The following is a 12101-nucleotide window of genomic DNA, read 5'->3' as shown; positions in this document are numbered from 1 at the left end:
AAAGCATGGGAAAATTTTACACCAAGCCTGACAAATCACAATGGAGCGGCCGCATCTCTGGAAAACGGGAATATCTTCACGAAAAAGTTCTTTTGAAAGACCTTGATAAAGGGGATATTTTTCAATATGAAAACCGAGCATATGCCCTTTTAGGTTATGCCTGTGATGAAGGGGTAAAACGAAATTCTGGCAGACCCGGTGCCGTCAAAGGACCCTATGCAATCCGCACAGAGCTGGGTAAGATGGCCAACCACCTTCCGGAAGATGTTCAATTGATAGACGCGGGTAATGTTCATTGTCCTGAAGGGGATCTGGAAAGCAGTCAAGACCTTTTGGCAAATATGACCACTAAACTTATTAAACAGGGAGCTACGCCCCTACTCCTTGGAGGAGGTCACGATATTGCCTATGGTCACTTCAGGGGAATTAAAAGTGGCATGGAAAAGGGAAACCGACTCGGGATCATCAATTTTGATGCCCATTTTGATCTCAGAAGCAATGAACGAGGGAATCATTCCGGAAGTCCCTTTTATCAAATCGCAAACGAATGTTCCGCAGAAGGCGAGCCCTTTGATTACCTCTGCCTTGGGATCAGAAAAGAAGCGAATCCCCCTGAATTATTCGAAACTGCAAGTCGATTCGGAGTAAAATACGTAGAGCTACCGGAGTTTTCCATTTCTAATGTTACTGCAGTAAAAAAGACGATAGTCGATTTTATATCAAGGGTAGACAAGGTTTATGTTACTATAGATATGGACGGATTTTCCTCGGCCTATTCTCCGGGAGTGAGCGCTTCTTCTCCTGTAGGTTTTAAACCGGAGCTAGTTTTCTCCAGCCTTAAAACCATTATCGATTCAAGGAAATTAGTCGGTCTGGATGTGGCAGAAACAAATCCGCTTTACGACCAGGACCAACAAACGGCAAAATTAGCTGCAGGGATGATTTACTACGCCATACACAACCTCGCCCTACTCTAGCCAGGATTTAAAGTATTTACCGTCATCGAGGTTTAAGGCTTCCTGTGTGAGTTGTAAAGGTTTGAAAGTATCGATCATAACGGCCAATTCCTCCGTGCCTTTCTTCCCGATACTAGCCTCATAAGTTCCAGGATGCGGCCCGTGTGGGATACCTGCCGGATGCAGTGAAATATAGCCCTTGTCGATTCCTTTCCTGCTCATAAAATCGCCATCCACATAGTAAAGTACCTCATCGGAATCGATATTGGAGTGATTGTATGGTGCAGGGATGGCTTCAGGATGATAATCGTACAACCTTGGACAGAAGGAACAAACCACAAAAGCATTTGTCTCAAATGTCTGATGCACCGGTGGCGGCTGGTGGACCCTTCCGGTTATGGGTTCAAAATCGTGTATGGAAAAGGCATAAGGATAATTGTATCCGTCCCAGCCAACAACGTCAAAAGGATGTGTGGCATAGACCAGATGGTGTAAATGGCCTTGTTTCTTTACCTTGATCAGGAATTCTCCTTTTTCGTCATGCGTTTTCAGATTTTCAGGCAACCTGAAATCACGCTCGCAAAATGGCGAATGCTCCAGGTGTTGTCCAAACCAGTTGCGATATCGTTTCGGGGTGTAAATCGGATGGTATGATTCTGTGATCAACAATCTGTTGTCCTCGGTTTCAAAATGGATCTGATAAATCATCCCCCTGGGTATCAAAATATAATCTCCATATCCAAATGGGATCTCCCCCAACATGGTTTTTAGGCTTCCTGAGCCTTTATGGATAAAAAGTAATTCATCTGCGTCTGCATTCTTGTAAAAATACCCGGTCATGGATTTCCTTGGCGCAGCCAGCCCCACATGTACATCGCCGTTAAAGAGGATAACTTTTCTGCTGATCAGATAATCATCTTCAGCAGCTAATTCGAGTCCCTTCAGCAAACGCGATTGCACGTGATATTGCACCGCTGCTTTCGGACTAATATCCAGGGATTTCCCGATCTCCTTCACCTGTGTTGGCCTGTGCACGTGGTACATCAATGAAGACATTCCGTCAAAACCTATTGTCCCAAACAATTGCTCGTAATACAGACTACCGTCAGGTTTTTTAAAGACCGTGTGTCTTTTGTGTGGAATCTTTCCTAAAGTATGATATAGTGGCATGGGAAATTAGCTTTAAATCAGCTATAAAAATACGATAATAAAAAGGGACTTAAAAATTCCGATTTGAAAGATATCGGAGAATAAAAAGATATTGGGGGATGCTTAAAAAGAAAAAAGCCTCCCAACTTGGAAAGCCTTTCATTGGCTGTACCTAACTTCTTAGAGTACAACACCGACTTCAAATTAATGAAGTCCAACACAACGGTCCAAAGATAACAAAGCTTTTTGATATCAACCCTAAATGAACTCACTTAATTGCTCTTTGGCAGAGGATTAATAACCGTTTATTTCGATAAAATAACGGCAACTCTTTGTCTCTAAGGCACATAAATCCAATAAATCATCGATGAAATGCAAAAAAGCTCCTTTTGGTTAAAATGTAGGAAACAGATGATAAACACAATTTCGGGATGAGTGGTACAAACTGTAAAAATTGGTCGAGTAAGTCGGTCGGTTGGTCGGGAACGGGTATGGTTCACAGCTCTTTACTGTTATTTAACTAAAGATTTGAGCTGCGGTTCTGATCACTAAACTTAACCTACAGATGAAGACTAAGAATACAATACTATGGGCTCTTTCTTTTACCCTGGTTTCATGTATGGAGGATGTAACCACCATCTATGAACAGCCCGAACCTGAGATATTGCTGGTAGAAATCCCTAAGGAGGAACCGAAAGCCAATGATGTTCCCCCAAGTCCGGAAATGGTATACGAATGGTTGGGGCATATGCAAGGCTCTAACGGACTCGTAGAAAGTGCAGAATATACCGACTTTGTTTCCCTCTACGATAACGCACTTGCTGCGCTGACCTTTATCGCCGAAGGAGACCTTTTAGGTGCTGAACGTATTCTCGATTATTTCGACAATAAATTAGAGACCGAATTCTATGCGAATAGCGGCGGCTTTTTCCAGTTTCGAGATACTTCAGGTGAGCAAGGCTCAAGAATATGGATGGGGGATAACGCCTGGTTACTTCTGGCCGTAAATCACTATCACGATAAATCCCAATCTAACCGATATGAAAATCTGGCCTATGAATTGGAATCCTGGTTGCGTTCCCTGCAAGAAGAAGACGGCGGATTAAAGGGAGGAATCAACGAAGATGGAACCTTAATCCCAAAAGTAACTGAAGGAAACATTACTGCCTTTAACGCAGTACCGGGTTTTGACGATTTTCACAGAAAAATTTTAATGTTCTTAGGGGAGCAGAGATGGGATGTTAATGATAAAGTCCTTATTACTGATACTCAAAACCCGGCCTATAATCACGCCTTAGATCTCTATTCTTTAGGCTACATGATTCTTGAAGATTTTCCTGAGGAAGTGTTGACCAAAGCAAATCGATTCTACAATTCTCAAAATTCAACTTCCAATGAGAAATTGATCAGTGGTTATTGTTTTGATGATGATAAAGATGTTGTTTGGTTAGAAGGAACTGCACAAATGGCAATGGCCTTCAAAAAGGCTGATCAAGAGGGAAATGCTCAAAACGTTTTACTGAACCTGGAGGAGGCCTTTATTCCCAGTACATCAAATTCCTCCACTGCCGGACTTCCTTACACCACTAATTTTGGAACTAATTTTGGGGCAAACGAACTTTGGGACCATACGGATATCACGCCTACAATTTCTTCAAGCGCATGGTATCTTTTTGTCAAAAACGAGTTTAATCCTTTTGACCTGGGGAGAGATAAAGATATCCCTGAGGAGTCTAAGTTCTGGACAAATTCAGGTATCAACTAATTCAAGGTCAACGGATTTTGCCAATTTCTTAACAACCTGTCTCTTGAATATCCGGTATTTTTACAAAAAAATACTATGAAAGATTCCGCAATGTTCTGGGTGGCGGCCACCACCCTGACCCTTTTCACCGTGACTATCATGGCAGCTATGAATTTTCCCTTTAATTGGGTGTTCTACATCACCGTACTTGGGCAAATTATGATAGTATATATGGTCTATAAGGTGTTGACTGATAATTACACTACAACTAAAACCTTCAAAGATTTCTACGAGGATTACCCCGTTGAGGAGTAAATTACTTAGCGAGTTGAAATCTTGTTTCTTCACTTGATCGTTTAGGGCCATTCATCCCTAATTCGGGAATTACCAAAAGAGGTACCTGGGTGTGGAAAGCCATACACTTTACTACAGGCTCCCTTGTCATTCGTTCCATATAACTGTGCTGATAATTCAGCATAGCCAGTAGATGTATATCCAACTCATCGGCAAAAACCTCCAAAGTTTTGGAAACAGAATTTAATTCTGAAACGGTATGGACATAATGATCTATCCCTTTAAAATACTTTCTCAGCATATTGAGGTTAAACTGCTGAACTTCAGACAAAGCCTTAATTTCGTTTTGCACGTAAACTATTCGGATAGTTGCTTTAAAACTTTTGGTTAACTCTATTAAAGGTGCCAATTCTGATTTGCTGTAGTACCTCTTAAAATCAGTTGCAAATACTACTTCCTGGGGCCTAACAAATTTAAAATTTCTGGGAATGGTTAGGACAGGACACTCTTTCACTGCTTTGATTATCCGAACAGTATTGCTTCCCAGAAAAACTTCGTCAATACCGGAAGCCCCTTTTGTACCGGTTACAATAAGATCGATTTCCTCCTCTTCGATCATAGTTCTGATCTCTTCCACAAGGATATTAAAGGACGATTTGATTTTAAATGAATGATTTTTATTCTTATGGGACTTTTCTATTCGATTAATGATGTTATTTAAGCCGTTTTTTGAATTTTCCCTACTTCCTTCTTCCAAGACACTTCCCTGAAAACTGGAAGCCATAAACCTGTTGTTAGGTATTACCGGGGTATATGTATTCAACAAATGAAATGTACATTCGTCTTCCTTCAATAATTCAAGGACATAGGTAATAGCATTCCATGAATTTTCTGAAAAATCTGTGGGTAATAGGACTTGCTTCATAAGGATTATCTACAGTAACAGGGGTAAATGTAGATATGACCTTTGGCCGAAACAATGACTTTTGTCAGGTTTAAAGGAGGTTGCGGAAGATGGGCAGCGAAATAGTAGTCCTAAAAAAAGCAGATACGGGAATAAAAGGGTCTTTTTTAAAAGCCATCAACAAGGTCTCGAAGCTTTTTCTCATCCTCGATCCCGATCTTTTTTCCGGAAGTCTTGATGTATTTTTTTTTCTTGAATTCAGAAATGATCCTGATACAGGATTCGGTTGCGGTTCCAACCACATTGGCTATATCTTCCCTGGATAAGGTGACCTTGAGGTAGCCTTCGGCATCTGTTCCGAAATTATCCCTGAGATATAGAAAGGCTTCAGCAATGCGCTGCTTGACTGTCTTTTGAGACATATTTACAATCACATCATCCGCTTCGCGTAAATCATGGGCCATATGACGCAAAACCTCAACGGTAAAATTCGGATTCTTATGTAAGGCTTCAACTATTCCTTCTTTTGGAATAAAACAAACCTCCATATCACTAACAGCAACGGCACTCAAATTTGTAGTTTCTTCGGCAATTACGGATCTCTGACCCATGACCTCTCCTTTGCTGGCGAGTTTCACGATCTGGTCTTTCCCATTTGCGCTAAGTTTGGATAGCTTAGATACTCCTTCGCGAACACAAAAAACTCCATTCAGTTTTTCCCCTTCCTCAAAAATGGCCTGACCTTTCTTGATCGTTTTGGAAGTCTTGGTATCGGACACACGCTTTAATTCCTCCTTGCTCATAGCCCGCAAGGTGTTAAATTGTCTGATAATACAGTTCTCACATCTGCTTTTCATGTGGAGGGTATTTGTTACCTCTAAGGTAAGACAATTTATGAAGGCTACCATAGCACATTTTTGATTTTTACTTCCGGTTTCACCAAGCGGTTTAAGCCCTTTTATGCTATTAGCTGACTAATGTCATATTTTATCTTCCACCCAGTTTGCATCTTTGACCCCAGGTATTTGACAAGTGTATGGATAACAAATCATGTTTTCATTGTGGGGATCCCTGTGATGAGGCTACCGTGTTGTATCAGGATAAAACTTTTTGTTGCAACGGATGCAAGACCGTTTATGAGATATTTGATTCGAACGATCTAAAATATTACTATGATCTGCAGTCGGCAGCAGGAAGTACCCCGAAACTTTCACCCGGTAAATACGATTACCTGGAGAATTCTGAGATTGCAGAGCAATTATTAGAGTTCAATGATGGGAAACATCAGATAATTAGTCTGTTTATCCCTACCATCCATTGTAGCTCCTGTATCTGGGTTCTTGAAAACCTCGGCAAGTTAGCGCCTGGGATCGTCCAGTCTCAGGTCGATTTTCCAAAAAAGACCCTCAGAATATCCTTCAGGGACAAAACTATTTCCCTGAAAGAAATTGTGGAACTATTAGCAAAGATTGGGTATGAGCCCAATATATCCCTCGCAGATTCTGAAGTCAAAAAGAATAAGGACGGCAAAAAAATCATCTATCAATTGGGCGTTGCGGGGTTTGGCTTTGGCAATATCATGTTCCTTTCCTTTCCCGAATATTTTGAGGTGGGTGAATACTGGCTGGAACAGTACAAAATGCTCTTCCGATGGTTGATGTTCGCCTTTTCCCTACCGGTGGTATTTTACGCCGGAAGGGATTACTTACTATCAGCCTACAAAGGCATCAAAAGTAATTTTCTCAATATAGATGTCCCTATCGCCCTGGGAATACTCGTCTTATTTATCCGCAGTACCCTCGAGATTATATTCGATTGGGGCAGTGGGTTTTTTGACAGTCTTAGCGGCCTCATTTTCTTTTTACTCTTAGGTAAGTATTTTCAACAACGCACTTACTCCTTCCTCTCTTTTGAAAGAGATTACAAGTCCTATTTCCCGGTTGCTATTACCCGTATATTTAATAATGGAAGGGAGGAATCAGTCCGGGTAAACGATTTGAAAAAAGGCGACAGACTACTCATACGCCATGGTGAGCTTATTCCGGTAGATGGTATTCTGGAAACCGGACCAGCAGAGATAGACTACAGTTTTGTAACCGGTGAGGCCAGGCCTGTACATGTAGATGCAGGAGAAAAAGTTTTTGCAGGAGGGAAACAACTCGGAGGGCCGATTGAAATGACGGCTCAAAAGAAAGTCTCGCAAAGCTATCTCACTCAGCTATGGAGTCATAACGTTTTTGGTGAAAGTTCAGACAGTAAATTTAAATCCCTCACCGATAGTATCGGAAAGCGTTTTACGATTGCCGTTCTCTCCATTGCAATTGTATCGGCCCTTTACTGGGTATTCACAGAACCAGGGAAAGTATGGAATGTATTTACAGCCGTACTCATCATCGCTTGCCCCTGCGCTATTGCCCTTGCGGCCCCTTTTACCCTGGGTAACATGCTGAGGATTTTCGGAAAGAAAAAATTCTACCTCAAAGATGTTTCGGTCATTGAGAAGTTGGCGAAAATCGACACCGCCATTTTTGATAAAACAGGAACCCTGACAACCCGAAAACACGACGAGATTTTCTATGAAGGCAGTAAGCTCACAAAAGAGGAAAAATCGTTGATGAAGAGCACTCTGAGAGCGTCTAACCACCCTTTGAGCAGATCGCTTTACAGCTTATTAAAAGAACATAATATTTTAAGTCTGGACCAATACGAGGAATACATTGGCCTTGGCCTTTTTGGAAGCAAAGGAGATAATACTATTAAAATCGGATCTTCAACCTTCGTCGATAATTGTAATCAGACTTCTCCTAGTAAAGCTGAAGTCCACATCAGTACCAATTCCAATTACAGAGGCCGATTTGTACTCCAAAGTCAGTATCGCAATGGCATTACTGATTTGATGTCGGATTTGAGAAAGCAGATCGATTTGGCCGTCTTATCAGGAGACCATGACGGGGAAAGAAATCGGCTGCAAACCCTGCTCCCCGGTTTAACACCTATGTACTTTGATCAGAATCCAAAAGACAAGCTCTATTTCGTGAAAGAGTTACAGGATTCAGGAAAACGGGTGATGATGGTTGGTGATGGCCTCAATGACGCCGGTGCTCTGGCACAAAGTGATGTTGGAATTGCACTCGCCGAAGACATTAATGTATTCTCTCCGGCCTGCGACGGTATTCTGGACGCTACTGCTTTTACAAACCTTAGCTCTTACATAAATGCCTCTAAAAAGGCCATGGGAATCATCAGACTGAGTTTTGTTTTGTCTCTGGCCTACAACCTCATTGGACTCTATTTTGCAGTGACCGGCCAGTTGCAACCGGTAATTGCTGCCATCCTGATGCCGCTCAGTTCAATAAGTATAGTGGCATTCACCACCATAGCAACAAACTGGTTAGGAAGAAGAATTAAATAAAAGAACCTGACATATGTCATTTTTTGGGGATCAGTGCAAACTTAGTTTTGCGTCAGAATTCAGGTAGGTATGAGTGTAATTTATGTTTTGCTGACCATTAGTATAGTGGTAGCTATCATTTTTTTTGTCGCCTTTATCCATTCCGTCAAGAGCGGACAGTATGAGGATTCCTATACCCCATCAGTCCGAATGCTTTTCGAAGATGAATTGATCAGGCCCGATAAAAACACTTCAGATCAAACCCTTCCAATATCCAAAAAAACCAGTACAAAAAGCAAACAAATTTAATTATGGAAGTACAGCAATTTAGTTACGACAACCAGATCGTAAAGAAATTTATCTATGCCACTCTTTTCTGGGGAATCATTGGGATGCTTGTAGGCCTTTTACTCGCCTTTATGTTCCTTTTCCCAAATGTCACAGACGGCATCTCCTGGCTTAGTTTTGGTCGCTTGCGACCCCTGCACACCAATGCGGTAATTTTTGCCTTTGTCGGGAATGCCATTTTCGCCGGGGTCTACTATTCCACTCAACGGCTCCTTAAAGCGAGGATGTTTAGTGACTTTCTAAGCAAGCTCAATTTCTGGGGATGGCAGGCCATCATTGTGGCCGCGGCAATCACCCTTCCTCTGGGGTATACAACCTCCAAGGAATACGCCGAACTCGAATGGCCCATAGATCTGGCTATAGCCGTGATCTGGGTAGCTTTTGGCTGGAACCTGATTGGTACAATGATCAAAAGGAGGCAACGACATTTATACGTCGCTATCTGGTTTTATCTCGCCACCTTCGTTACTGTAGCTGTTTTACACATCTTTAATAGCCTGGAATTGCCCATAAGTGCCCTGAAAAGCTATTCGGTCTATGCAGGTGTACAAGATGCTCTGGTGCAGTGGTGGTACGGCCATAATGCGGTAGCTTTCTTCCTCACCACCCCTTTCTTAGGCCTGATGTATTACTTTGTTCCCAAGGCCGCTAACAGACCCGTATATTCCTATCGTTTATCCATTGTGCATTTCTGGTCGCTGATCTTTATATACATCTGGGCCGGACCACATCATTTGTTGTATTCCTCCCTTCCCGACTGGGCTCAAAACCTTGGTGTTGCATTTTCTGTAATGCTGATTGCACCATCTTGGGGTGGAATGATCAACGGGCTACTTACCCTTCGCGGGGCATGGGATAAAGTCAGGACAGATCCAACCCTAAAATTTATGGTTGTAGCGATCACCGGATACGGAATGGCAACCTTTGAGGGCCCAATGCTTTCCTTGAAGAATGTGAACGCCATAGCCCATTTCAGCGACTGGATTATTGCCCACGTCCATGTGGGTGCCCTGGCATGGAACGGCTTCCTCACCTTTGGTATGATTTACTGGCTGGTCCCCAAAATGTTCAAAACAAGACTGCATTCCACTCCAATGGCCAATTTCCATTTCTGGATAGGCACATTAGGAATTATATTATACGCTCTTCCCATGTACGTGGCCGGATTTACTCAGGCGCTGATGTGGAAAGACTTTAACCCTGATGGTAGCCTGGTTTACGGAAACTTTCTGGAAACGGTTAACGAGATCATGCCGATGTACTGGATGCGTGCTATCGGAGGCTCACTCTACATTGTTGGCTTTATCGTAATGCTGTATAACATTGTGGTGACGGTCCGCTCAGGAAGCGCCGTAACAGATGAGCAAGCAGAAGCTCCTGCCCTAACCAGGGTTTCCTCCAAACGCACACTTGGAGAAACCTATCATACCTGGTTGGAAAGAAAGCCCATCCAACTAACCATCCTGGCTACTGTAGCCATTCTTATTGGGGGTGTAATTCAGATTGTTCCAACCATCCTTGTAAAATCAAATATCCCTACGATTACAAGCGTCAAACCCTATACTCCATTGGAATTGGAAGGACGTGATTTGTATATCCGCGAAGGATGTGTAGGCTGCCATTCCCAGATGGTACGTCCCTTTAGAAGTGAAGTGGAACGATATGGGGAATACGCCAAGGCCGGAGAATTTGTCTACGACCATCCCTTCCTCTGGGGCAGTAAACGTACAGGACCCGACCTGCTGCGTGTTGGCGGCAAGTATTCAGACAGCTGGCATTTGAATCATATGTATGATCCTCAAAGTATGTCTGCGGGTTCAATTATGCCTGCCTATCAGTGGCTGGTAAGAGATAAACACGACCGTTCTGCCACTCAGGACAAAATGAGGGCTATGGTTTCGCTCGGGGTTCCCTATTCCGAAGAAGACATTGACAATGCCGGGCTCTCAATGGAAGAACAAGCAGCGCAGATTGAGAAAAATCTGTACACAGATCCAGATTTTGCGAAGGCCTATGAAGAAGACAAAGCCAGGGCCCTTTCGAACGGGCAGGAATTTGTTGAAATGAAAGATCGTGAAATTATAGCGCTTATCGCTTATTTGCAGCGACTTGGAACCGATATCAAAGTAAAAGAAACAGATCAACTGTTATCAGAAAATAAATAGATCATGCTAAAATTTGTAAAAAACCACATGGAGAGTATCGAAGGGATAGCCACCTATCCCATGATCTCATTACTCATCTTTTTTGTATTCTTTTCGCTTTTATTTTGGTGGGTGTTTACCGCCTCAAAAGAGCATATCAAAGAAGTAAGTGAAATACCTCTAGAAGATAATCAACCAAAATAATTCCTCATGAAAAATATGTCACCCTGGTGGATCCGGATTCCATTCTTTTTCTTCCTTATTTTCGGTCTTACCGAATTTTACGTCGATTCCGGGGAAAAACCCGCCTTTATAGAGTACCCCATGGTCCAATTGTTTTTGGTGATGGTTCTATTGATCCTGATCGCCATTGAACTCATTGTATTATCCGTGGAAAATGTAATGTTCCAAACCCTGCCTGAAGAAGCTAAAGAGCGATATCTCAGCGCCAAAACTAAATCCTGGGAATGGACATGGGCCAAAAAAATGTACAAGAAGTTACTTGGTTCCAAACCCATTGAAGAAGAAGGTGAAATTATACTGGATCACAATTACGACGGAATAAAAGAATTGGACAACGAATTACCGCCCTGGTGGGTTTACCTGTTTTACGCAACTATCCTCTTTGGTGTTGTCTATCTCGCACGCTTCCATGTATTCAACGATTACGATCAGGATCTGGAGTACGAAATGGAAGTAGCAGCGGCACAGACCGCCATTGAAGAATACAGGAAAACAGCTAAAGATCTTGTGGACGTGAATACAGTTACCTTGCTTACCGATGCATCAGACCTCAAAGCAGGCCAGGTGATCTATAATACGAATTGTGCTATTTGTCACATGAATGACGGAGGTGGCGGTATTGGCCCAAACTTAACGGATCCTTACTGGATCCTGGGAGGTGGAATAAAGAACGTCTTTAAAACCATTTCGGAAGGTGGCCGTGACGGAAAAGGGATGGTTGCCTGGAAACAGTCGCTGAAGCCAGCTGAAATGGCACAGGTGGCCAGTTATGTCCTCAGTTTTCAGGGTACAATTCCTGCGAATCCCAAAGCGGCTGAAGGCGACCGATGGATCGACGAGAATGCTACGGAGGAGGAACAGTTGCCCGAAGAAATGGCTAGTGACACCACCACGGTGGCAATGAATGAATAAATCACTTAAGATATAC

At 42.7% G+C, this 12101-nt stretch carries 11 protein-coding genes; 8 read left to right on the top strand and 3 right to left on the bottom strand.

Features of this window, described 5'->3' with window-relative positions; translation table 11 throughout:
* Positions 1-5: 5 nt before the first annotated feature.
* Positions 6-977 carry a formimidoylglutamase gene (gene hutG, locus EQY75_RS00930; RefSeq protein WP_129602034.1) on the top strand — a complete coding sequence of 324 codons (972 nt, stop codon included), beginning with the start codon at positions 6-8 and terminating at the stop codon, positions 975-977.
* On the opposite strand, the gene EQY75_RS00925 is transcribed toward hutG, so the two are convergent.
* The gene (locus tag EQY75_RS00925; RefSeq protein WP_129602032.1) at positions 969-2126 is read right to left on the bottom strand and encodes a homogentisate 1,2-dioxygenase; all 1158 of its coding nucleotides are present in this window, start codon (positions 2124-2126) and stop codon (positions 969-971) included. The genes hutG and EQY75_RS00925 overlap by 9 nt on opposite strands.
* A gap of 544 nt (positions 2127-2670) precedes the next feature.
* Here EQY75_RS00925 and EQY75_RS00920 point away from each other — a divergent pair.
* Together EQY75_RS00920 and EQY75_RS00915 are read left to right on the top strand one after the other, a co-directional pair.
* Positions 2671-3870, top strand: coding sequence for a hypothetical protein (locus tag EQY75_RS00920; protein WP_129602030.1), 1200 nt, complete (start codon positions 2671-2673; stop codon positions 3868-3870).
* A gap of 75 nt (positions 3871-3945) precedes the next feature.
* Entirely contained in the window at positions 3946-4164 is a 219-nt protein-coding gene (locus tag EQY75_RS00915) for a hypothetical protein (protein ID WP_129602028.1), read from the top strand.
* 1 nt (position 4165) lies between these two features.
* Here the strand turns inward: EQY75_RS00915 and EQY75_RS00910 are convergent, their stop codons facing one another.
* Positions 4166-5068 carry a universal stress protein gene (locus tag EQY75_RS00910; protein ID WP_129602026.1) on the bottom strand — a complete coding sequence of 301 codons (903 nt, stop codon included), beginning with the start codon at positions 5066-5068 and terminating at the stop codon, positions 4166-4168.
* A gap of 146 nt (positions 5069-5214) precedes the next feature.
* Positions 5215-5904, bottom strand: a complete 690-nt coding sequence (locus EQY75_RS00905; RefSeq protein WP_246019933.1) for a Crp/Fnr family transcriptional regulator — start codon at positions 5902-5904, stop codon at positions 5215-5217.
* Between the two features lie 179 nt (positions 5905-6083).
* Between EQY75_RS00905 and EQY75_RS00900 the strand changes: the two genes are divergently transcribed.
* From EQY75_RS00900 to EQY75_RS00880, 5 genes are all read left to right on the top strand, one after another.
* Positions 6084-8459 carry a heavy metal translocating P-type ATPase gene (locus tag EQY75_RS00900; protein ID WP_129602024.1) on the top strand — a complete coding sequence of 792 codons (2376 nt, stop codon included), beginning with the start codon at positions 6084-6086 and terminating at the stop codon, positions 8457-8459.
* A gap of 69 nt (positions 8460-8528) precedes the next feature.
* The gene (ccoS, locus tag EQY75_RS00895; protein WP_129602022.1) at positions 8529-8747 is read left to right on the top strand and encodes a cbb3-type cytochrome oxidase assembly protein CcoS; all 219 of its coding nucleotides are present in this window, start codon (positions 8529-8531) and stop codon (positions 8745-8747) included.
* Between the two features lie 2 nt (positions 8748-8749).
* Positions 8750-10951: a cytochrome-c oxidase, cbb3-type subunit I gene (gene ccoN, locus EQY75_RS00890; protein WP_129602020.1), complete on the top strand. Its 2202-nt coding sequence runs from the start codon at positions 8750-8752 to the stop codon at positions 10949-10951.
* A 3-nt stretch (positions 10952-10954) separates the two neighbouring features.
* Complete coding sequence (locus EQY75_RS00885; RefSeq protein WP_129602018.1) at positions 10955-11134, top strand: CcoQ/FixQ family Cbb3-type cytochrome c oxidase assembly chaperone; 180 nt, start codon at positions 10955-10957, stop codon at positions 11132-11134.
* Positions 11135-11140: 6 nt separating this feature from the next.
* The gene (locus EQY75_RS00880; protein WP_129602016.1) at positions 11141-12085 is read left to right on the top strand and encodes a cbb3-type cytochrome c oxidase N-terminal domain-containing protein; all 945 of its coding nucleotides are present in this window, start codon (positions 11141-11143) and stop codon (positions 12083-12085) included.
* Positions 12086-12101: the final 16 nt, after the last annotated feature.

This window comes from Muriicola soli (genome assembly GCF_004139715.1).
GTDB classification, from domain to species: Bacteria; Bacteroidota; Bacteroidia; order Flavobacteriales; family Flavobacteriaceae; genus Muriicola; species Muriicola soli.
The sequence above is the reverse complement of the archived record's forward strand: the minus strand, read 5'-3'. Positions and strand labels throughout refer to the sequence as shown.

What these genes read in the sequence shown, in the direction of transcription:
- EQY75_RS00910 (WP_129602026.1), bottom strand. Translation starts at nt 5,068, where the DNA reads ATGAAGCAAGTCCTATTACCCACAGATTTTTCAGAAAATTCATGGAAT.
- EQY75_RS00885 (WP_129602018.1), top strand. Translation starts at nt 10,955, where the DNA reads ATGCTAAAATTTGTAAAAAACCACATGGAGAGTATCGAAGGGATAGCC.
- EQY75_RS00920 (WP_129602030.1), top strand. Translation starts at nt 2,671, where the DNA reads ATGAAGACTAAGAATACAATACTATGGGCTCTTTCTTTTACCCTGGTT.
- EQY75_RS00880 (WP_129602016.1), top strand. Translation starts at nt 11,141, where the DNA reads ATGAAAAATATGTCACCCTGGTGGATCCGGATTCCATTCTTTTTCTTC.
- EQY75_RS00905 (WP_246019933.1), bottom strand. Translation starts at nt 5,904, where the DNA reads ATGAAAAGCAGATGTGAGAACTGTATTATCAGACAATTTAACACCTTG.
- ccoS (WP_129602022.1), top strand. Translation starts at nt 8,529, where the DNA reads ATGAGTGTAATTTATGTTTTGCTGACCATTAGTATAGTGGTAGCTATC.
- EQY75_RS00915 (WP_129602028.1), top strand. Translation starts at nt 3,946, where the DNA reads ATGAAAGATTCCGCAATGTTCTGGGTGGCGGCCACCACCCTGACCCTT.
- EQY75_RS00925 (WP_129602032.1), bottom strand. Translation starts at nt 2,126, where the DNA reads ATGCCACTATATCATACTTTAGGAAAGATTCCACACAAAAGACACACG.
- EQY75_RS00900 (WP_129602024.1), top strand. Translation starts at nt 6,084, where the DNA reads ATGGATAACAAATCATGTTTTCATTGTGGGGATCCCTGTGATGAGGCT.
- ccoN (WP_129602020.1), top strand. Translation starts at nt 8,750, where the DNA reads ATGGAAGTACAGCAATTTAGTTACGACAACCAGATCGTAAAGAAATTT.
- hutG (WP_129602034.1), top strand. Translation starts at nt 6, where the DNA reads ATGGGAAAATTTTACACCAAGCCTGACAAATCACAATGGAGCGGCCGC.